This window comes from Pantoea sp. SGAir0183, assembly GCF_043545505.1.
The window spans coordinates 485,988-507,464 of sequence record NZ_CP028053.1; the positions used below are offsets into that span (position 1 = coordinate 485,988).

The window sequence follows — 21,477 nt, forward strand, 5'->3', positions numbered from 1 at the left end:
ATGACGGCAGAACTACTGGTTAACGTTACGCCTGCTGAAACGCGCGTCGCCTACATTGATGGCGGTATCCTGCAGGAAATTCACATTGAGCGCGAAGCCCGGCGGGGCATCGTCGGTAATATTTACAAAGGGCGCGTCAGCCGGGTTTTGCCTGGCATGCAGGCGGCATTTGTGGATATCGGGCTTGATAAAGCGGCCTTCCTGCATGCGTCCGACATCATGCCGCATACAGAATGCGTTGCGGGCGATGAAAAGAAAAATTTCGTGGTACGTGATATCGCGGAGCTGGTGCGTCAGGGACAGGATCTCGTGGTGCAGGTGGTGAAAGATCCCCTCGGCACCAAAGGCGCGCGGCTGACCACAGATATCACGTTGCCCTCGCGCTACCTGGTGTTTATGCCCGGCGCTTCACACGTTGGCGTTTCACAACGCATTGCCAGTGAAAAAGAGCGTGAACGGCTTAAAGCCGTCGTGGCCGACTACTGTGACGACCTGGGCGGTTTCATCATCCGCACCGCCGCGGAAGGCATTGGCGAAGAAGAGCTGGCGCAGGATGCTGCGTTTCTGAAACGGCTCTGGACCAAAGTCAGCGAGCGGAAAAAGCGCAATCAAACCCGTTGTTTACTCTATGGTGAGCTGGCGCTGGCGCAGCGTATTCTGCGCGATTTTGCGGGCGCAGCGCTGGATCGCATTCGTGTCGATTCGCGCCTGACCTGCGATCTCCTTAAGGAATTCACCAGCGAATACATCCCGGAGATGTCCAGCAAGCTCGAGCTTTACAATGGCAAACAGCCCATCTTTGATCTGTTTGATGTTGAGAACGAGATTCAGCGCTCACTGGAACGTAAAGTTGAACTGAAATCTGGCGGATACCTCATCATCGACCAAACTGAAGCGATGACGACAATCGACATCAACACCGGTGCCTTTGTCGGACACCGAAACCTTGATGAAACTATTTTTAACACCAATGTGGAAGCGACACAGGCGATCGCCCGCCAACTGAGGCTACGTAACCTTGGCGGCATCATCATTATCGACTTCATTGATATGAGTAATGAAGATCATCGCCGTCGCGTGCTGCATTCGCTGGAAACCGCACTCAGTAAAGACAGAGTGAAGACGGGCATCAGCGGGTTTTCCGCCTTAGGGCTGGTGGAAATGACGCGCAAGCGTACGCGCGAAAGTATCGAACACGTGCTGTGTGAGGATTGCCCGGTGTGTAAAGGGCGCGGCACACTGAAGACCGTCGAAACGGTGTGCTACGAAATTATGCGTGAAATTGTTCGTGTTCATCATGCTTATGATTCTGACCGTTTCCTGGTCTACGTGTCGCCGACGGTGGGCGAAGCGTTGAAAACGGATGAGTCCCATGCGCTGGCGGAAGTGGAGCTGTTTGTCGGCAAGCAGGTAAAGGTGCATGTTGAAGCGCTCTATACTCAGGAACAGTTCGATGTGGTCATGATGTAGTGCTGGCCGGTCAGGCTCACGATGTCTGGCCGCACATTTTAGGGTAAAATGTGGCCCCATACCGCTTATGTCATAAGACGCCGGGTATGAGCAGCAACCATCCGTCGTTAACGGTAGACAAGGAGAGGTGTGAGTGAGGCAGTTGCCAAGAGTGATGTTACTGCTGCTCGCGACAGTCATTGTGATTGTGGCGCTGCTGGTCAGTGCGCTGCGTCTGGCGATGCCGCACCTCGATAACTATCGTAGTCAGGTCTTAGAGTTTGTTTCTGACGTCAGCGGTGCCAATGTTAACGCCAGCCAGCTGAAGGGCAAGTGGGAAAATTTTGGGCCCACGCTGCAAATCCGTGACCTGAACGTGGACATGAAACAAACGGGGACGCTCTCGATCGCGCGTATTACCGTTGCGCTGGACGTCTGGCAGTCATTGCTCCACTGGCGCTGGCAGTTCCGCGATCTGACGTTCTGGCAGTTGCACTTTAACAGCACTCAGCCTCTCCTGACCAGTGACAACGAGAAGCACAGCTTCAGGCTCACCCAGATCAACGATCTGTTTTTACGCCAGTTCGATCACTTCGATCTGCGCGACAGCACGATTGGTTTTATCACGCCATCCGGTCAGCATGCTGAACTGGCTATTCCTAAACTCACCTGGCTGAACGAACATACGCGACATCGCGCAGAAGGTGAGGTCAGCCTGTCGAGTTTTACCGGACAGCACGGTGTTGTGCAGGTTCGTCTCGACCTGAACGATAACGAAGGCTTACTCAACGACGGTCGCATCTGGATGCAGGCTGATGACGTGGATATGCGCCCCTGGCTGGGCCGCTGGGTACGGGATAACACCCGTCTGGACAGCGCCCGGTTTAGCCTGGCAGCCTGGGTCACTCTGCGTGATGGTGATATCTACGCTGGCGACCTGTTGTTAAGTCAAGGCGGCGCAAGCTGGCAGGGCGAGAGCGGTCCCCATACTCTCAACGTTGATGGTCTGACGGCGCACCTTTCGCGTTATAAAAATGGCTGGGTGGTAACGGTGCCGCAAACCAAACTCAGCACAGACGGTAACGCGTGGCCTGCTGGTCATTTTTCGCTGTTCTGGCAACCGCAGGACGAGCAAATGCTGGGCAGCAACAGCGAGGCCGAAGTCCGCGTTCGTGCGACGCAGTTAGCATTAGATCGCATCGCGCCGCTGGTGCCGCTTTTTGCGCCTCTCTCCCCTGCGCTGTTTGATAACTGGCGTGCATTGCGACCGCGGGGCACGATTGATGGGCTTGCGTTAGATATTCCCTTAGCACAACCCGAGCAGACCCGCTTTCAGGTAAAGTGGCGTGATTTTAGCTGGCAGTACTGGAAGCTGGTTCCCGGCATCAGCCATCTTAATGGTGAGGCGACAGGCAGCCTGAACGATGGGCAAGCCGCAATTGCGATGGGGCAGGCTACGGTGCCTTATGGTGATATGTTCCAGGCACCGCTGGAGATCAAACAGATCACCGGCAACCTTAACTGGACGCAGGATAAGCAGGGGCTGACGCTGGCGGGTCACGACCTTGACATTCAGGCCCGTTCCCTTTGGGCGCACGGCGATTTCCGCTATCAGCAAAACAGTGATGCGCAACCTCAACTGAATATTCTGGCCGGCATTAACGTCACGAACGCTGGTGATGCGTGGCGCTATTTTCCGACACCGATAATGGGCCACTCGCTGACACACTATTTAAGCGGTGCGATTAAAGGCGGCAAGGTCAGTAATGCCACGCTGCTGTTTAACGGTAATCCAGCGCTTTTTCCCTTCCAGCACAACGACGGGATGTTCCAGGTTTGGGTGCCGTTACGCCAGGCAACCTATGCGTTCCAGCCGGGCTGGCCCGATCTCAGCAATCTTGATATCGATCTTAACTTCCTGAATGACGGCCTGTGGATGAATGCGCCACTGGCGAAACTGGGTGAAGTCGATGCCCGCAATGTCAGCGCCGTCATCCCGGATTACCTGAAGGAAAAGCTGATTATCAATGGCGATATCAGCGGTGACGGGCAGCAAATCGGTGAGTACTTCCAGCACACGCCGCTCAAATCGTCGCTGGGAGCGGCACTGGAACAGCTCCAGGTCAAAGGCCTGACCAAAGGTCATCTCAAGCTGGATATTCCATTGAATGGCAAAGATGTTCACGCCAGCGGGGATGTGCAGATGAATAACAACAGCCTGCATATCAAACCCCTGAATACCACAATGACCCATTTGACGGGGCAGTTCCGCTATAACAACGGCAATCTCGAAAGCGATACGCTGCAGGCCAACTGGTTTGGACAGCCGATCGATGTCAGCTTCACGACGCAGGAGAATCCTGACGATTTTGGCGTGAACGTCAAATTACAGGCGGACTGGCAACTGGCAAAAATCAATGATATACCCCGACAGATTAGCAGCCAACTGGCCGGTCATCTTCCGTGGCAAGGTGAGGTAAACGTCACCTTGCCTCACAAGGGCGGTGCGCATTATGCCGTGCAACTCAAAGGAGACGGTAAGGAAGTAAGTAGTCGCTTACCTCCGCCACTCGACAAAAAGGCTGGCGAGAGCCTGCCGGTTACCGTTAATGCAAACGGCGACTTAACGCATTTCGATCTAAGCGGCAGCGTTGACGAGCGGCACCGGTTTAACAGCCGCTGGCTGCTGGAGCCCACGCTGCGCGTTGAGCGAGGCATCTGGCTTAACGACACCAAAACCACACCGGCGCTGCCGGATCGTTCAGGCATGGTGCTGAATTTGCCTGCGCTCGATGGCGAAGCCTGGGCGGCACTCCTGATGGTAGGCGAAGGCGGAGCGGCCAGCCCGACGGGTGAGCATAAGGTGGGCGGGGCAACGCTGCCAGGCAATATTATCTTACGTAGCCCCGCTGTCAGTCTGGCAGGGCAAGAGTGGCATGACGTGGATACCACCGTCACCCAGGTGATGGGCGGTAAAACCCAGGTGAAGGTTAATGCCAAAGAGTTACGTGGCCAGCTTACGACCTCGCCGTCAGCAGCGTGGCAGGTTGCTCTGGATTATCTTTATTACAATCCCGACTGGCAGGGCGCTGACGGAAAAAATACCGCGGCTTCGCCACTGGGGCAAAAAAGCGATCAGATTGACTTTAGCAAGTGGCCTGCGGTGCAGTTTCAGTGTGCAGAATGCTGGCTGATGGGACAAAAATACGGGCGCGTTTCCGCCGGGCTGCAACCTAAAGGAAGTACGTTAGCACTTACTAATGGCTTGGTGGATACAGGCAGTTCGCGTCTGAATATTCAGGGCGAATGGGTTAACCGGCCCAACGACCAGCGTACCTCGCTGAAAGGCACCTTGCAGGGCAGCAATATCAATAACGCAACCAACTGGTTCGGCGTAAATACGCCATTACGCGATGCACCTTTCAAAATTAACTATGACCTGCACTGGCGCGCTGCACCCTGGCAGCCATCAGCGGAAACGCTGAGCGGCACACTGAAAACACACTTTGGTAAAGGCCAGATAACGGATGTGGATACCGGTGCGGCGGGGCAGATTTTGCGCCTGCTCAGTTTTGATGCACTGCTACGTAAACTGCGTTTCGACTTCAGTGATACTTTTAAACAGGGTTTCTATTTCGATTCAATCAATGGTACCGCCTGGATTGAAGATGGCGTCATCCGTACTGATAACCTGTCAGTCGATGGGCTGGAGGCGGATATCGCCATGCAGGGCAATATGGATCTTGTGAAGCGACGGATTGATATGGAAGCCATAGTTACCCCGGAAATTTCCGCCTCCGTTGGTGTCGCCACCGCGTTCGCGATTAACCCAGTCGTCGGGGCCGCGGTATTTGCGGCCAGTAAAGTTCTGGGGCCGCTCTGGAGTAAAATTTCTGTGCTGCGCTATCACATCAGCGGCCCGCTCGATAAGCCCAAAATTGACGAGGTTATGCGTAAGCCACGCGAAACCTATAACAAGTGATATTTGACGGCGTAACATAATTGCCTCAGGCTATGAATATCCGAGCACATATTGAGTGAGAAACGATGACTCTGAATCTGGTAAGTGAGCAGTTGCTAACTGCTAACAACATTAATCAGCAGGACCTTTTTTCCCTGTTAGGGCAGCTTTCAGAACGTCGTCTGGACTATGCCGATCTTTATTTTCAGTCCAGCTTCCATGAATCCTGGGTTCTGGAAGATAAAATCATTAAAGATGGTTCCTACCATATCGATCAGGGCGTGGGTGTCCGCGCCGTCAGCGGCGAAAAAACCGGCTTCGCCTATGCCGATCAGATCACAATGAATGCCCTGCGTCTGTCATCAGAAGCGGCCCGCAGCATCGTACGCGAGCAGGGGAATGGCAAGGCGCACACGCTGTCAGCCGTCGTCAACCGCGCGCTCTATGCGCCTGTCGATCCGCTTGGCAGCCTCAGCCGTGAAGACAAAATCGCCCTGTTACATCGTGTTGACCAGGTTGCGCGGGCTGCGGACCCACGGGTTCAGGAAGTGAATGCCAGCCTGACCGGCGTATATGAGCAGGTCCTGGTGGCGGCAACCGATGGTACCCTGGCCGCCGATGTGCGTCCGCTGGTGCGTCTGTCCATCAGCGTTCAGGTGGAAGATCAGGGCAAACGCGAACGGGGTACCAGCGGTGGCGGTGCGCGTACTGGTTACGCGTTTTTCCTCGCTGATGAAAATGGCGATGTGCGCGCTGATGCCTGGGCACGCGAAGCGGTACGCATGGCACTGGTCAATCTTTCCGCAGTGGCTGCGCCTGCAGGCGCTTTACCGGTGGTGCTGGGGGCGGGCTGGCCAGGCGTGCTGCTGCATGAAGCCGTGGGTCATGGTCTGGAAGGCGACTTCAATCGCCGTGGAACCTCCGTTTTTAGCGGTAAGATGGGCCAACTGGTGGCGTCTGACCTCTGTACGGTGGTTGATGATGGCACGATCGAGGGATTACGCGGTTCACTGGCTATTGACGATGAAGGCGTACCCGGACAGTACAACGTACTGATTGAAAATGGCGTATTGAAAGGCTACATGCAGGACAAGCTGAATGCCCGGCTGATGGGCGTGAATCCTACCGGAAACGGTCGTCGCGAATCTTATGCGCACCTGCCAATGCCTCGTATGACCAACACCTACATGCTGGCGGGTAAATCGACGCCGCAGGACATTATTGAAAGTGTGGAATACGGGTTGTATGCGCCTAATTTTGGTGGCGGCCAGGTCGATATTACGTCGGGTAAATTTGTGTTCTCCACGTCCGAAGCCTATCTGATTGAGAAAGGCAAAGTCACCAAACCGGTAAAAGGGGCGACATTGATCGGCTCCGGTATTGAGGCAATGCAGCAAATCTCTATGGTTGGCAACGATCTGGCGCTCGATAAAGGCGTTGGCGTGTGCGGTAAAGAAGGCCAGAGTCTGCCGGTTGGCGTGGGCCAGCCTACGCTCAAGCTGGACAAGCTGACTATCGGCGGCACCGCCTGATTAGCCTGACAAACCCGCCTGCTGGCGGGTTTTTAGTGCGCTACTATTACATCCTGAAGGCGCCACATTCAGTAAACGCTGGCGCGATTTTCCTGTCTCTGCCGTAAATGATGCCTGTTTAAAGTCCTGCTCCGCACCTTTGTGATGCCCTGTTCTGCACCTTGCTAAAGGCGACGCGCTATGTCTTGCGGTGCTGCTTGTACTGCTCGGCAACCTGTTCAAAGTAGTGCGTCAGGTAGTCGATACAGACCTGAACTTTCAGCGGCAGCTTGTCTTTTTCGGTGTATAACGCATAAACCGGACGCGGGTCGGATTGATAGTGTGGGAATAAAATATCGATCTCTCCGCTCTTGATCTCATCTGCCACCCACATCATCGGGACATAGGCGATGCCGTTGCCTGCCTTAAGCCAGCGAATTAACGTCTGGGAGTCATTGGTGACGAAACGCCCCTGAGGTGACAAACGAGTCACAAGGCCTTCGGGTGCAATCAATTCAAAATTGTTGTCGGGGCGAACGCTGTATTCCAGCCAGGCGAATTTTGTAATGTCTGCCGGTTTTTCGGGTGTTCCATGCTGCGCCAGGTAGGATTTAGCGGCACACACCACCATGGGCATTGCGCCCAGCCTGCGTGAAAACAGACTGGAATCTTTCAATGCGCCCACCCGAATAACCACGTCCAGGCCATCGGCGATTAAATCGGGGGCAGGAATGCCGGTGACAAGATTGACACTCAGGCCGGGATAGTCACGCAACATATCACTGGTCATGCCGGCCAGGACGTTCTGCGCCATCGTGGAGGAACTGCCAATCCGTAACACCCCGACAGGCGTATTATTAAACGCATATAACTGCTCATGTACCTGGCTGGCTTCAGCCAGCATGCGGCGGCAACCCTGATAGTAAATTTTCCCCGCTTCGGTCAGGCCAATGCTGCGTGTGCTGCGATTGAGTAACTTAACCTGAAGGGCATCTTCCAGCCTGGCGATTATCTGGCTGATGGATGACACGCTGAGATGAAGCTGTCGTGCGGCCGCCGTGAAAGAACCTAATTCAACCACTTTGGCAAATATCGACATACCTTTAAGTCGTTCCATTGTTTACTCTGGCTAAAAAGTGATTTAGATCACATTCAGTAGAAAACGTATAGTTAAGCGCGTTACTATAAGCGTACCGGGGTATCACCTGGCGACGCTTCATTACCTGAAAACACCCGATGATACGCTATTATTAAGCCAGCCGTAGTTCAGATGTGGCTTAGGGCGCAGGCTTTTGCGTCGATCAAGGCGGTGGACTATCCCGGCCGTGTCGAACTAAGGATTTTTAATGAGTGTACTTCCGGTCTTTGTCATGTTTGGGCTCTCTTTTCCGCCCATTTTTACCGAACTCATCGTTTCACTTATGCTGTTTTGGCTGGTGAAACGCGTGCTGACGCCCAGTGGTATTTACGATCTTGTCTGGCACCCGGCACTCTTCAATACAGCTCTCTACTGCTGTGTATTTTATTTAGTATCCCGTTTATTCGTTTGAGGTTTACGTGAACACGCTTATAAGAAAAATCGCGCGTTACGCGATCACCATCCTGCTGGTCATCATCGCCGTTATCATCATATTCCGTGCCTGGGTGTTCTACACCGAATCGCCCTGGACGCGTGATGCCAGATTTGCAGCCGACGTGGTGGCCATTTCTCCTGATGTCACTGGGTTAATTACGGATGTGCCGGTTCATGACAACCAGCTCGTTAAAAAAGGCGATACACTCTTTGTTGTCGATCGTCCCCGCTATCAAAAGGCGCTGGATGAAGCCCAGGCGGACGTAGAATATTACCAGGCGCTGGTGAATGAAAAACGCCGCGAGGCCGGACGTCGTAACCAACTCGGCACCTCTGCGATGTCGCGTGAAGCCATCGAGCAATCCAATAACGATTTGCAAACCACAGAACACCAGCTGGCGAAATCTGTTGCGACCCGCGATCTGGCGAAAATTGATCTGGAACGGACCACGATTAAGGCACCGTCAGACGGCTGGGTGACGAACCTGAATGTTTACCAGGGTGAATTCATTACGCGCGGCTCGGTTGCGGTCGCCCTGGTGCAGCAGCACTCCTTTTATGTGCTGGCCTATCTGGAAGAGACCAAACTGCACGGCGTCAGACCGGGCTTTCGGGCAGAGATCACGCCATTGGGCAGCAACATCACCTTACGTGGCACCGTGGACAGCATTGCGGCAGGCGTAACCAACAGCAGTAGCAGTGTTGACAGCAAGGGGATGGCAACCGTTCAGTCTAATCTGGAATGGGTTCGCCTGGCTCAGCGCGTACCGGTCCGCATCCGACTTGATCAGCAGCCCGGTAATCAGTTCCCTGCCGGCACGACGGCGACCGTGGTGATTACTGGCGCGGAGGATCGTCCGCATCAGGCGGTTTCACCCATGATGTCCTTCTTTAACCGCCTGCGTGAGTTTGGTTAAGAGGGCGATATGATCGAATTTCTGCGTTTCCCGATAAAGCTGACCTTTGCGCTGGTGGCAGCGTTGATGATCGGCTTTCATCTCAACCTTGAAACACCGCGCTGGGCCGTGATGACCGCCGGGATTGTTGCAGGGGGAACGGCGTTTGCGGCAGGAGGCGATCCCTACTCTGGCGCATTACGCTATCGCGGTCTTCTGCGTATTATCGGTACTTTAATTGGCTGTGTTGCCGCTCTGGTTATCATGATTGCCACTGTGCGAGCGCCAGTGGTCATGCTGTTGCTGTGCTGTATCTGGGCCGGTTTTTGCGTATGGCTTTCGTCGCTGATTAAAGTCGAAAATTCCTATGCGCTCGGTCTCGCGGGCTATACCGCATTAATTATCGTGGTCACGGCAAACGCCAGCGGCGGCCTTACGCTGGTTCCGCAATATGCGGTGGAACGCTGTAGCGAAATTATCCTGGGCATCCTTTGCGCCATTCTGGCAGATATGATTTTTTCCCCGCGCTCCATTAAAAAAGTGATTGATGCCGAGGTGACGTCGCTGCTGGTGGCCCATTACCGGTTGCTGCAACTGTGTGTGGCGCATCAGGACAAAGAGGAAGTCGATAAAGCCTGGAGTGCGCTGGTACGACGCACAACGGCGCTGAGCAGTATGCGTAGCCAGTTAATGATGGAGTCGTCACGCTGGCAAAATACCAGCCGCCGTCTGCAGATGCTAAACACGCTATCGCTGACGCTGATTACACAGGCGGCGGAAACGTTTTTGATTCAGAACTCACGTCCTGAGTACATTCCCACGCAGTATCGCGTGCTGACGGAAAAAGAGGCCACGACGCCAGAAGATGTGCATAAACGTCTGAAAACGATGCGGCGACTCATGGCTGCCAGCAGTAAAACCGTGCCGGAAACGTTGGGGAGTTGGATGAGTGCCGCAACGGAATACCAGCTGTTGATTCATGGTGTGAAGAGTAATAGTCGTATTACCGATCTGGAAGCGCGCATTCTCCAGCGAGAAGTCGTGATTCAGGCGCGTTCGGCAGAAACCCACCATGCGATGATAAATGGTATTCGTACGTTTGTGGCGACGGCACTGGGCTCATTATTCTGGCTCTATACCGGCTGGACTTCAGGTAGTGGCTGTATGGTCATGCTTGGCGTGATTACCGCCCTGGCGATGCGCATGCCTAATCCGCTCATGATGGCGAAAGACTTCGTTTATGGCATGACGGTCGCGATACCGCTGGGGGCGCTTTATTTTATGTACATCTTGCCCAATACGCAGCAAAGCGCTCTGCTGCTGTGCATTGCCATCGGTTTACTGGGCTTTATTTCAGGCATTCTCATTCAACGCCGCCAGATTGGTACGCTGGGCGCGATGGCCGGTACGATTAACGTCCTGGTGCTGGATAATCCGATGCAGTTCAACTTTACGGTTTTTATCGATAACGCACTGGGGCAGTGGATCGGGAGTTTTCTTGCCTTAATGGTGATTCTGCTGATCCGTGATAAATCGAAAGCGCGAACAGGACGTAAATTGCTTAACCGCTTTATGTATGCTGCGGTGTCGGCAATGACAACCAATAAGGCGCGCCGGCGTGAAAACCATTTGCCAGCATTGTACCAGCAGCTCTTCTTATTGCTTAACCTGTTTCCCGGTGACATCGACAAATACCGCATCGCCCTGACGTTAATCATTGGACATCAACGATTGCGTGCGGCAGACGTGCCGATTAATGCGGAGCTTTCCGCCTTCCACCGCCAGTTACGGCACACGGCCGATCGTATCATTGCCGTCCGTAGTGATGAGAAACGCCGTTATTATTTCCAACGCTTGCTGCGCGAGCTGGATGTCTATCAGGAAAAGCTGGCCCTTTATGATGCACCGGACAGTGTTACCGAGCCGGTGAAACGGCTGTCTGAGATGCTTTCAAAGTATCAAAATACGCTCGTCCAAATCTGAATTTGGGCCGTCAGCCATGCTGGCGGCCCTTTCACTTTCCTTCCTTCCCCGACCTGTCATTTTTGCCATCTATACTTTCCTGAAGTAAAAACAAACTGACAGGAGTAACGCAGATGCCTTCTTCACTGCAAGACAGCGAACTGTTCCAGACCGGCTATTTAGTCAACGGGCAGTGGCTGAGGACGACGTCGACTTTTGACGTAACCAATCCTGCAACGGGGGACGTTGTTGCTCAGGTGGCGAAAGCCGGTAAAAAGGAAACCGAAGACGCGATTAAGGCTGCACAAGACGCCTTTCCCGCCTGGCGGGCGCAGACGGCTAAAGCGCGTTCAGCGCTGCTTTACCGCTGGTATACGTTAATCATTGAAAACAAACGCTGGCTTGCTGAGCTCATGACAACGGAGCAGGGCAAACCGCTTAAAGAAGCGGAAGGCGAGGTTGAGTACGCCGCAAGTTTCATCCAGTGGTTTGCCGAGCAGGCCAAACGAGCCAACGGTGAAATCATTCCGCCTGCTAAAGCGGGGTCGCGTATCCTGGCCACGCGGGAACCCGTTGGTGTTGTAGCGGCGATCACCCCGTGGAACTTCCCGATGGCCATGTTGACCCGTAAGTTAGGTCCGGCGTTGGCAGCTGGATGTACAGGGATCATCAAGCCTGCCAACAATACGCCGCTTTCTGCGTTTGCCTTGCTGGCTTTGGCAAAGAAAGCCGGTATCCCGGACGGCGTGCTTAACGGCGTGGCAGGAGATACGCATGCTATCAGCGATGCGATTATGGCGAGCAACGCCGTACGTAAAATCTCGTTCACCGGTTCGACGGCGGTGGGCAAAACGTTGATGCGCAATGCGGCCGAGACCATGAAAAAAGTGTCGATGGAGTTGGGGGGCAACGCGCCCTATATCGTGTTTGAGGATGCGGATATCGATGCTGCCGTTCAGGGCGCTATTGCCAATAAATTCCGTAACGCGGGCCAGGTGTGCGTCAGCGTAAACCGTTTTTTTGTTCATAATGCGATCTATGAGCGTTTCACAACGCAACTGGCAGATGAGGTCAATAAACTCAAAGTGGGTAACGGTATGGACAGCGGCGTCATTGTCGGACCGTTAATTGAGCGTTCGGCGTTAGAAAAAGTGGAAGAACATGTTAACGATGCGGTTGCCCAGGGCGGCAAGGTGCTCGCGGGCGGTAAGCGACATGCGCTGGGCGGCAATTTCTGGCAGCCTACGGTCATCGTCGATGCGCATGAAGGCATGAAGCTGGCTCAGGAAGAAACATTTGGCCCGGTTGCGGCGTGCTTCCGGTTTGAGGATGAAGACGAGGTTATTCGTCGGGCGAACCAAACCGAATACGGGCTGGCGGCGTATTTCTATACGCAGAATCTGCAACGCGTCTTCCGCGTTTCCTCGGCGCTGGAAAGTGGGATGATAGGCATCAATGAGTGTGCCGTCTCGACAGAGCTGGCCCCCTTCGGCGGTGTGAAAGCGTCGGGACTGGGCCGGGAAGGATCGGTACTGGGAATGGAAGAGTACCTTGAGGTCAAAGCGCTGCACCTTGGCGGTTTAAGTTAAACGGCTATCTGGGCGGCACCGGGCCGCCCAGCGACGAATAACAGGAGTCACCTGTATGAGAGTCGAGCGTTTTGATTTTAATGAGATTGTCGATCAGGCCCATTTCTTCCGGCAATTCTGTGAACGCTTTTCCCTGAAAGCGCGCTATATCTGCGATTTGGATGGATTGTGGGACGTGATTGTCTGCAGAGGGCTACCTTTGCCCATCAAAATAGAGTTTGTGAACCTGGGGCAGGGACAGAAGCGGCGCTACGGTGCCTTGATTCTGCTGTTCGACGAGGCGGAGGAGGAACTGGAAGGGCAACTGCAGTTTAACGTGCTCTCATCTTCAACACGCTAAGGTCGGCTGTGATCATCAGGCTTAATGCCTTGTCCGCGTAAGTAAACATTATTTCTCGAGCATCCTCGCAACGTTAACGCTTACTGACGCCTCGCTTTTTCTGGTCGTGATACTCTGCCCGCCAATCATCAGGACAGGTCACATGAAAAGTAAAAGAGGCACGCCCACGCCACATGATGCGACTTTCCGGCAATTTTTGTCCCAGCCTACGATTGCCCGTGATTTTATGGAACTGCACCTTCCCGCAGCGCTGCTCGCCCTGTGCGATCTGAATACATTAAAACTGGAATCGGGTGCTTTTGTGGAGGAGGATCTGCGGCAATATTTCAGCGATGTGCTGTATAGCATGAAAACTACAAGCAGAGAGGATGGCTACATCCATGTCTTAATCGAACACCAGTCATCACCGGATAAGCATATGGCGTTCAGACTGATGCGCTATGCCATTGCGGCAATGCAGCGGCATCTTGACGCAGGGAACAAACGGCTACCGTTAGTCATCCCGGTTCTGTTCTATAGCGGCAAACGTAGCCCGTATCCTTACAGTACCCGCTGGCTTGATGAGTTTGCAATGCCCGTGCTCGCCAGTGAACTGTATGGCAACGCTTTTCCGCTGGTGGACGTGACGGTTATTCCGGATGAGGACATTATCGGTCACCGCAGCATGGCGGCTTTAACATTGCTGCAAAAGCATATACATCAAAGAGAGTTGACAGAACTCATCGATAAGCTGGCCCCCGTCTTACTGGCTGGATATCTCTCTTCATCGCAAGTGATATCGTTGGTACACTATCTCTTGCAGGCAGGTGAAACAGCCGACGCCGACATTTTCGTCAGGACGCTGGCACAGCGAGTACCGCAACATGAGGATGCATTGATGACTATTGCACAGCAGCTTGAGCAGAAAGGCATTGAAAAGGGCATTCAGCAAGGTTTAAAAGAAGGAATTCAGCTCGGTGAGCAACGTGGTCTGGAGAAAGGACGCAGCGAGGGAGAGCGTGCGGCCGCGCTGAAGATCGCACGCACGATGCTGCAAAATGGTTTGCATCCCCGTGTTGTCGCCGAGATGACAGCACTCTCTGATGACGACTTAGCGCAACTCTGTCATTAAATACGTCACCCATTTCGCGTCAGAGCACCTCATGCGAAAGCCAGTTCCTTTCTTTTAACGCGCCTGAGTGTTGTGCCGCTGGCGCGATCGTTAGCCGATGTCCGTTTTCCTGCGCCTTACGGCTGTCAGGTTCTGCCTCGCCGTTTCAGACAGAAAAAAGCCCCGGCGATCGGGGCTAAAGGGTTCGTCATGAACAGACGAGGAACTATTTATAAAGCTGTGCGGTGAGGTGATAGCTGTCACCGGTATTTGCTTCAATGATTTTGTAAGCGCTTGCGCCTTGCTCATCAGCTTTTTGAGACAGCTGAGCACGATAATCAATCGGAGAGCCTGCTACACCGCTGATGCTTACGGTTCCGGCAGGTTGTAAGTTCTGTGCTTGTTCGGCGGTCACCAGCTGTGCAGCGGAAGCGCCGAATGTCATAGCAGAAAGAAGACTTACTGTTGCGATGGTTGCTTTGATGTTCATGTTTATTTCCTCATAACTGTCAACAACCTACGGAGTCAAAACACAGAGCGGGTTGTCGATTAATTTCAGATACGGCACGATTGCCGTCGATGCATTACTTATAAAGTTCAGCGGTAACGTGGAACGTATCGTCGCGATTATTTTCAATGACGCGATAGTGACCCGCACCCTGGGCATCTGCCTTTTGAGACAGAACCTGGCGAACATTCGTCTGATCGCCGTCGATGCCGCTGACGGTGATGGTTTGATTCAGGGGCTGCAGGTTCATCTCCTCCGCCTGTTGATTTGTTACCGGGCTGGCGGCATGGGCACCAAAGGACAGGAGCGAAGCCAAACTCAGGGCGGCAAAGGTTAATGTGGTTTTCATTACTCTTCTCCAGCAATGTTAATTAACCAGTGAGCATGTGGTCTCATCTGGTTACCTGTCAGTTCAAACGCTTTTATTTGTACAACTCAGCGGTGGCGTGATAGTTGCCATCGTTGTAAGCCTCGATAACACGAAAAGCTTTAGCGCCGTGTTGATCCGCTTTCTCACTCAGTTGCTGTCTGATATCTGATGGCGCACCGGCGACACCACTAACGCTCACAGTGCCGACAGAGTGCAGATTCTGAGCATCCGCAGCAGAAACATATTCAGCTGCAGATGCACCAAATGACAGGGCAGAGAGAATGCTTAAAGCAGCGATGGTAGTTTTAATTTTCATGAAAGATGTCCTCGTCGTGGCTGTTCTTCTTTTTTATTAGTGTGATTCACATCACGAAAGTAAGTATAGGACTAATAACGGCAGAAATTAATATCTGCCTAATAATGTTTTGTAGTCATACTTTAACCTTATGGGATTTTTTTATAACTAAACGTTATTAAAAGCGGTTAAAAAACGGCCTTTGACAGGTAATTACTTATAAAAACAGTAAGATGCGCAACTTTAACTTTTGGTGCGGAAATTTATGGTCGATCAGGCTGCTTGTGAACATAAACTCAAAGGATAGCACCATCGATGCGGTGTAGAGCAGTATAAAATAGCGTGTAAAAGTAGTCAGGATAAAGGGTATGACCAATAGTACAAGGTAAATTGCGGCAATGAGATAGGCTCAACTCGTTGATAATAGAGCGTTTAAACAGAAGAGAACACAAGGAGGGACGCGCTGCAGATCAACCGGCAGATGCGCTGCCGGTCAGAGATAAAGGCTAAAGTTCTTGTTCAAACAATACCAGAATAGCATCGTGCAGTTGCCTGACAGTAAAGGCGCGTGCTGGCGTGATAAAAATGGTGTCGTCTCCTGCAATCGTGCCCAGGATGCCTTCGGACTTACCTAATGAGTCAAGTAAACGTGCAATTAACTGTGCGGCACCCGGGCTGGTATGAATCACGACCAGAGCATCGTTATAGTCAATATCAAGCACCAGATTTTTCAGAGGACTGGTGGTAGTCGGCACGCCCAGTTCCGCAGGTAAACAGTAAACCATTTCCATTTTGGCATTGCGGGTGCGCACCGCGCCAAATTTCGTCAGCATACGAGAAACTTTTGACTGATTAATGTTCTCGAAGCCGTCTTCCTGAAGCGCCTGAACAATCTCGCCCTGAGAGCTGAATTTTTCTTCTTTTAATAATGCCTTGAAGGCTTTAATCAGATCGTCTTGTTTCGATGGGTTTCGCATAATTTACCAGTATACGTAAGACAAACCGCGAACCAGGCCGCAGCAAAGACATTATTATGCATATAAATGAATTTTTATGCAATCGGTTGTTAATTGTACTGCGAGGTCATCATCGCGGGCGGCGATAATAGCAAAGAATCTCCTCAGACCAAAACCCAGCTCACAGCCTGAAAAGGCAAAGGTTGCAAAGGTGTTATATTATTGATGAGGTAAGAAAATAAAAATGTACATTGCCGATCTCTTTCTGCGGATAATACGGTTGCCAGTTCACGGGTATAATGTTTACAGCCTGTTAGTGAGAATGATGCCTTCATCATTTGTTACTAAAGTAAACCTGAACCGGGAATTGCCTGACTCGCGTGAGTAACCTGGCGAGTAAGGGACAGGAAGATGATGTGTCATTTTTTATCCGGCGCTTCTGTATTGAAGCAGGTAGAGCAGGCACCGGACAAACGTCATCCACTGAGCCGTTGGTTACGCTCTGATACAGATGGAATATCGGATCTTCTCTGCCCCACCTTAATAAGGAGTTATGAATGAAAGTTGCCGTTCTCGGTGCCGCGGGTGGCATAGGCCAGGCGCTCGCACTTCTACTCAAAACCCAGCTTCCAGCAGGTTCAGAACTGTCTCTTTACGATATCGCGCCTGTCACGCCGGGCGTGGCAGTAGATCTCAGCCATATTCCTACCGCAGTAAAGGTGCAGGGGTTTAGCGGTGAGGATGCGAAACCAGCCCTGAAAGGGGCCGACGTTGTGCTTATTTCCGCGGGTGTGGCACGCAAACCGGGCATGGATCGTGCGGATCTCTTTAATGTTAACGCCGGCATCGTCAGCAACCTGATCGAGCAGGTGGCGACTACCGCCCCTAAGGCGCTGATTGGTGTCATTACCAACCCTGTTAATACGACCGTGGCGATTGCGGCGGAAGTGCTCAAAAAACACGGCGTCTACGATAAGAATCGTCTGTTCGGTGTCACTACGCTGGACATCATCCGTGCAAACACCTTCGTTGCGGAGCTTAAAGGTAAACAACCTGGCGAAGTTGAAGTGCCTGTCGTCGGTGGGCATTCCGGTGTGACCATCCTGCCATTGTTGTCTCAGGTGCCGGGCGTCAGCTTCAGTGAGCAGGAAGTGGCTGACCTGACCAAACGTATCCAGAATGCGGGTACTGAGGTCGTTGAGGCCAAGGCTGGTGGCGGCTCTGCTACATTGTCTATGGGCCAGGCAGCTGCCCGTTTTGGATTATCGCTGGTGCGCGCATTGAATGGCGAAGCGAACGTAGTGGAATGTGCTTATGTTGAAGGTGAAGGAAAGTATGCCCGCTTCTTCTCCCAAGCGCTGCTGCTGGGCAAGAATGGCGTTGCTGAGCGCAAGCCCATCGGCGCATTAAGTCCGTTTGAACAGCAGGCACTGGAAGGCATGCTTGAAACGCTGAAAAAAGATATCGCGCAGGGCGAAGCCTTTGTGAAGCAATAAAGCGTTTCAGACAACATAACGCCCGGTTCGACCGGGCGTTTTTTATTGCGTTCTGATAACCAACCTGAACAAGATTACGCGCTGTCTCGCTGCGCACCAATCCGCTCTTAACCGGCCCGTTACGGCAATTTTTATTCTCAGAGCCCACCTGAACGGAACGTTCGGGTGGTCGATGCGCTATTACCTGTCGGCGTTTTTCGGCTCAGCGCTTCTACGCGCATCTGGAACGGCGGGAACGGCATTTCAATGCCATGCTCTGCAAAGCCATGTAAAATCAGCTGATGCAGTTCATGGCGAAGCGGCATTCGGTGGCCCATTTCCGCCGCATGCACGCGCAGTTCAAACAACTGAATTCCCTGCTGTAAATCCACCAGGAACACTTCAGGTGGCGGTGTATCCAGCACATAGCTGCAGCGCTCTGCCGCCTGTTTAAGTAGGGTAGTGACTTCTTCACTGCTAACGGTTGCGGGGGCAGGGATGGTCAGCACCACACGCGTGACGGAATCGGAAAGCGACCAGTTAACAAACTGCTCAGTAATGAACGCCTTATTGGGCACGATAATCTCTTTGCGATCCCAGTCAGTGATCGTGGTTGCGCGGGTATTGATGCGCGTAATGCTGCCGGTAAGGTCGCGGATGGTCACGGTATCACCGATACGAATCGGTTTTTCAAACAGGATAATCAGGCCGGAAATAAAGTTCGCGAAAATCTCCTGCAGACCAAATCCCAGCCCGACGCCCAGACCGGTAACCAGCCATTGTAGTTTTGACCACTCAATGCCGATGAGTGAGAAGCCCAGCAAGCCACCGATCAGCAACAGCACATATTTTGTCAGCGTGGTGATGGCATAACCGGTGCCCGGTGACAAATCAAGATGCTGCAGTAACGCAAGCTCAAGCAGAGCCGGCATATTGCGCACCAGTTGTGTGGTAATCACGAATACCAGAATGGCAATCAGGACGGCACCCAGCGTAATAGGTTGAATGCTTTCGACGCCCTGAACGGAGGTATTCACGTCCCACAGACGAATATTTTCAAGGAAACCAAATGCAGAGTGGATTTCTGACCACAGGACGATGACCGATACCAGTGCGATAAGTGTCAAAATGGAGCGTACCAGACGCAGCGACTGGGCACTGATGGCGTCCAGGTCGATAACAGGCTCTTCAATTTCAATTACGTCCGTATTTTGTGCGGCCTGATCTTTCTCCTCTTCGTTGCGCGCACGGTTGGCGAGCATATCGGCACGGCGTTGGCGTGCGCGATCAAAGCCCAGCCTACGTCGCTGAATCAGCATCCAGCGGCGAATGATGTGGTAAATCACCAGCAGGAAAAACCAGATCGCCACAGAGGTTTCCAGACGGGCGAGCAGCGCCTGCGCGGTTTCAAGATAGCCCGTCATTGACGCAAGGGCGGCTACCAGTGGAATAGCGATCATTAGATTCCACAGCAGGCGGTTAATCATATTCTCGCCGCTGCCCTCTTTATCGAGATAAAGCGGTATGCCTGCACGCTTCAGGCTTACCGTTACAATACTGAGCGCGCCACAGATCAAAATAAAGCACAGCCGCCCCAGGGTGGCGGAGAACAGGCGATCGTTAAGGTTATCGAAGGTAATTAGCAACATGATCAGCGGCACGATCAGGCCAATACTCAACGAGTAATAGCGCATCGCGCGTGCAACACGCACCTGAGGCCAGCGGAAATGCACGATGAACAGGCCGTTCGGGCGTGCAAACTGTGCGCTGACCATAAAGATCCACAGCAAAGGTAAGGTGGCGGTGATGCCGTCGCCTATCGCCACGGCGACAGGATAGGGCCAGGCATTTTGCAGGCCGTATCCCAGCGTAGCCCAGAGTACCGGCAGCGGCAGCGCCACCAGAATCGACCAGAACACGGTACGGATTGTCAGGCGAAAACGATCCTGCGTCACCTTACCGACTTTGCTGGCTGAGCGTTCAAGGAAAGCATTGAAGTGACGGCGGGTACTGAGACTGAAGCCGACCAGCAGCACCGCACCGAGAATGGGTAATACCGTGCTGCGGCTGGTAAACATCATGGCCAGCGCTTTACCGAGCTGCCCCAGTGTGTCCAGCGTCAGCAGGTGAGACAGGCCGTTAGCCACATCAAGGGGATAACTCAACGAAATCGGGCTGACATCCGCCGTCCAGAACAGGTAGCGGTGCGTCGCGTCTTTAACTTCGGTTAACGCATCCTGTAGCTGCGTGTTCGCCACTTTCAGCTTGGTGATTTCCAGAATCAGCGTATCGCAGCCCGAAATCAACGAGTTAAGCAGTTCGCGTTGCGTTTTAAGCTGCGCATCCAGAATCCGCTTTTGTTCGCTGGTAAAAGGCTGTCCGTCGGGCTGATGGGCCTTACGCAATACGTTTTGCTGTTCGAGCAAATCTTCATAATGCAGTCGCTGAACACGGAGCTGAGCCATCTCATTGTCGATCTGCTGAGACTTCGGCATGTCAGGTAATCGTGCGACCTGCGCGCGAAGGGCATCACCGAGAAGACTGGATGCACCCAGCCATTGAGATTGTTCCCGTAACGTGGATAGTGCCTGGCGGACCTGAATGATTTGATTGGTAGCGAGGCGTTGTTGTGAGGCCACCAGGTCCATTCGCTGCGCCTGCTGATTCAGTGCGCCAGATAACTCGCGGTTAACGTGAAATTGTTTACTGATCGCTGGCGGCAGATCACCGCTGTTTTCCGCCAGCTGTTCTGTCCGGGCCAGTGCAGTTTCTGCCTCGCGCTGACGTTGCTCATTAAGTTGATTACGCAGCGCCTGGAGATAATTATCGAGCTGGGTGACCTTACGCTGGTGGACTTCGGCGCGCATGCGCGCCAGTTCCTGACGGTTATTTGCCGACAGCTGCGCCAGCTCAAACTCATCCACCCGGGCCTTATTCGCGGCATTTTCTGCCTGACGGGCCATCAGTTGTGCCTGGCCGGCTGGCGTGGCAGGGCTGCCCGCGCTCTGCAGACGTCGCTCGCTCTCCGTCAGCGCCCGACGTGCTTCCGTTTGCTGCTGCGGCAGTTGTGACAGGGAATCGCTGATCTCGCGGGCCCGATCCTGCTCCTGTTGAGCCTGGCGTCCTTCCTCAATCAGCTGACTGCTGATTTGCAGAATCTCTTGTTCCAGCTCGGCACTGCTCATTGTGCTGCGTACCGTCTTCACACTGTCGTTGAGTGAGGCGATTTGCTGTCTCAGCTCGCGTGCCAGACGCGGAAAATCATCAATGACCTGTTGATACTGCTGCGCGCGCTCAACGGCATCATCACGTTCAGAAAGGGCCGCCAGTGCAGCTTCAAGCGACTGAATCTGATCGGTTTGCGAAGTGGCGTTTTTAGCGGACTTGACTTCTTCCAGCTGTTGTCTGAGCTGGCTGGCATCTGGCAGGCTGGCGGCAAACGTAGTACTGCTGAGCCCCAGGCTCAGCAGCAAACAGAGGAACGCGCGTACGAACACAGGGC

At 53.2% G+C, this 21,477-nt stretch carries 16 protein-coding genes; 10 read left to right on the forward strand and 6 right to left on the reverse strand.

Annotated elements, in window-relative coordinates; genetic code table 11:
- The 3 genes from rng (at window position 1) to tldD (ending at window position 6,942) form a co-directional block, all read left to right on the forward strand.
- A complete protein-coding gene (gene rng / locus C1N59_RS02360; RefSeq protein WP_033740062.1) occupies window positions 1–1,470 on the forward strand; it encodes a ribonuclease G in 1,470 nt (489 codons plus the stop codon).
- 133 nt (window positions 1,471–1,603) lie between these two features.
- Window positions 1,604–5,431: an AsmA2 domain-containing protein YhdP gene (yhdP, locus tag C1N59_RS02365; RefSeq protein ID WP_394550248.1), complete on the forward strand. Its 3,828-nt coding sequence runs from the start codon at window positions 1,604–1,606 to the stop codon at window positions 5,429–5,431.
- Between the two features lie 65 nt (window positions 5,432–5,496).
- On the forward strand, window positions 5,497–6,942 hold the full coding sequence (gene tldD / locus C1N59_RS02370; RefSeq protein WP_006120972.1) for a metalloprotease TldD: 1,446 nt from the start codon (window positions 5,497–5,499) through the stop codon (window positions 6,940–6,942).
- A gap of 178 nt (window positions 6,943–7,120) precedes the next feature.
- On the opposite strand, the gene aaeR is transcribed toward tldD, so the two are convergent.
- Window positions 7,121–8,038, reverse strand: coding sequence for an HTH-type transcriptional activator AaeR (aaeR, locus tag C1N59_RS02375; RefSeq protein WP_006120971.1), 918 nt, complete (start codon window positions 8,036–8,038; stop codon window positions 7,121–7,123).
- A gap of 229 nt (window positions 8,039–8,267) precedes the next feature.
- On the opposite strand from aaeR, the gene aaeX reads away from it, so the two are divergent.
- From aaeX to C1N59_RS02405, 6 genes are all read left to right on the forward strand, one after another.
- A complete protein-coding gene (gene aaeX / locus C1N59_RS02380) occupies window positions 8,268–8,471 on the forward strand; it encodes a p-hydroxybenzoic acid efflux pump operon protein AaeX (protein WP_394550249.1) in 204 nt (67 codons plus the stop codon).
- A 7-nt stretch (window positions 8,472–8,478) separates the two neighbouring features.
- Window positions 8,479–9,411 carry a p-hydroxybenzoic acid efflux pump subunit AaeA gene (gene aaeA / locus C1N59_RS02385; RefSeq protein ID WP_033740058.1) on the forward strand — a complete coding sequence of 311 codons (933 nt, stop codon included), beginning with the start codon at window positions 8,479–8,481 and terminating at the stop codon, window positions 9,409–9,411.
- Between the two features lie 9 nt (window positions 9,412–9,420).
- Window positions 9,421–11,373, forward strand: coding sequence for a p-hydroxybenzoic acid efflux pump subunit AaeB (aaeB, locus tag C1N59_RS02390; protein ID WP_039341742.1), 1,953 nt, complete (start codon window positions 9,421–9,423; stop codon window positions 11,371–11,373).
- Window positions 11,374–11,486: 113 nt separating this feature from the next.
- Complete coding sequence (locus tag C1N59_RS02395; protein WP_058708613.1) at window positions 11,487–12,941, forward strand: NAD-dependent succinate-semialdehyde dehydrogenase; 1,455 nt, start codon at window positions 11,487–11,489, stop codon at window positions 12,939–12,941.
- A gap of 55 nt (window positions 12,942–12,996) precedes the next feature.
- Window positions 12,997–13,281 (forward strand): barstar family protein, encoded by a 285-nt coding sequence (locus C1N59_RS02400; RefSeq protein WP_033740055.1) that lies wholly within the window; start codon window positions 12,997–12,999, stop codon window positions 13,279–13,281.
- Window positions 13,282–13,423: 142 nt separating this feature from the next.
- Complete coding sequence (locus C1N59_RS02405) at window positions 13,424–14,392, forward strand: Rpn family recombination-promoting nuclease/putative transposase (protein WP_039341748.1); 969 nt, start codon at window positions 13,424–13,426, stop codon at window positions 14,390–14,392.
- Between the two features lie 205 nt (window positions 14,393–14,597).
- Here the strand turns inward: C1N59_RS02405 and yhcN (C1N59_RS02410) are convergent, their stop codons facing one another.
- From yhcN (C1N59_RS02410) to argR, 4 genes are all read right to left on the reverse strand, one after another.
- Window positions 14,598–14,861 carry a peroxide/acid stress response protein YhcN gene (gene yhcN / locus C1N59_RS02410; RefSeq protein ID WP_006120965.1) on the reverse strand — a complete coding sequence of 88 codons (264 nt, stop codon included), beginning with the start codon at window positions 14,859–14,861 and terminating at the stop codon, window positions 14,598–14,600.
- Window positions 14,862–14,955: 94 nt separating this feature from the next.
- Window positions 14,956–15,228: a YdgH/BhsA/McbA-like domain containing protein gene (locus tag C1N59_RS02415; protein WP_394550250.1), complete on the reverse strand. Its 273-nt coding sequence runs from the start codon at window positions 15,226–15,228 to the stop codon at window positions 14,956–14,958.
- Between the two features lie 73 nt (window positions 15,229–15,301).
- Window positions 15,302–15,565, reverse strand: a complete 264-nt coding sequence (yhcN, locus tag C1N59_RS02420) for a peroxide/acid stress response protein YhcN (protein ID WP_039341751.1) — start codon at window positions 15,563–15,565, stop codon at window positions 15,302–15,304.
- A gap of 485 nt (window positions 15,566–16,050) precedes the next feature.
- Complete coding sequence (gene argR / locus C1N59_RS02425; protein ID WP_006120962.1) at window positions 16,051–16,521, reverse strand: transcriptional regulator ArgR; 471 nt, start codon at window positions 16,519–16,521, stop codon at window positions 16,051–16,053.
- A 536-nt stretch (window positions 16,522–17,057) separates the two neighbouring features.
- Between argR and mdh the strand changes: the two genes are divergently transcribed.
- Complete coding sequence (gene mdh / locus C1N59_RS02430; protein ID WP_394550252.1) at window positions 17,058–17,996, forward strand: malate dehydrogenase; 939 nt, start codon at window positions 17,058–17,060, stop codon at window positions 17,994–17,996.
- A gap of 137 nt (window positions 17,997–18,133) precedes the next feature.
- Here the strand turns inward: mdh and mscM are convergent, their stop codons facing one another.
- Window positions 18,134–21,472, reverse strand: coding sequence for a miniconductance mechanosensitive channel MscM (gene mscM, locus C1N59_RS02435; protein WP_394550253.1), 3,339 nt, complete (start codon window positions 21,470–21,472; stop codon window positions 18,134–18,136).
- Window positions 21,473–21,477: the final 5 nt, after the last annotated feature.

Excerpts from the sequence above, each read along its gene's own strand:
- rng (WP_033740062.1), top strand. The coding sequence starts at position 1 with ATGACGGCAGAACTACTGGTTAACGTTACGCCTGCTGAAACGCGCGTC.
- tldD (WP_006120972.1), top strand. The coding sequence starts at position 5,497 with ATGACTCTGAATCTGGTAAGTGAGCAGTTGCTAACTGCTAACAACATT.
- aaeR (WP_006120971.1), bottom strand. The coding sequence starts at position 8,038 with ATGGAACGACTTAAAGGTATGTCGATATTTGCCAAAGTGGTTGAATTA.
- aaeX (WP_394550249.1), top strand. The coding sequence starts at position 8,268 with ATGAGTGTACTTCCGGTCTTTGTCATGTTTGGGCTCTCTTTTCCGCCC.
- aaeB (WP_039341742.1), top strand. The coding sequence starts at position 9,421 with ATGATCGAATTTCTGCGTTTCCCGATAAAGCTGACCTTTGCGCTGGTG.
- C1N59_RS02395 (WP_058708613.1), top strand. The coding sequence starts at position 11,487 with ATGCCTTCTTCACTGCAAGACAGCGAACTGTTCCAGACCGGCTATTTA.
- C1N59_RS02400 (WP_033740055.1), top strand. The coding sequence starts at position 12,997 with ATGAGAGTCGAGCGTTTTGATTTTAATGAGATTGTCGATCAGGCCCAT.
- C1N59_RS02405 (WP_039341748.1), top strand. The coding sequence starts at position 13,424 with ATGAAAAGTAAAAGAGGCACGCCCACGCCACATGATGCGACTTTCCGG.
- yhcN (WP_006120965.1), bottom strand. The coding sequence starts at position 14,861 with ATGAACATCAAAGCAACCATCGCAACAGTAAGTCTTCTTTCTGCTATG.
- C1N59_RS02415 (WP_394550250.1), bottom strand. The coding sequence starts at position 15,228 with ATGAAAACCACATTAACCTTTGCCGCCCTGAGTTTGGCTTCGCTCCTG.
- yhcN (WP_039341751.1), bottom strand. The coding sequence starts at position 15,565 with ATGAAAATTAAAACTACCATCGCTGCTTTAAGCATTCTCTCTGCCCTG.
- argR (WP_006120962.1), bottom strand. The coding sequence starts at position 16,521 with ATGCGAAACCCATCGAAACAAGACGATCTGATTAAAGCCTTCAAGGCA.
- mdh (WP_394550252.1), top strand. The coding sequence starts at position 17,058 with ATGAAAGTTGCCGTTCTCGGTGCCGCGGGTGGCATAGGCCAGGCGCTC.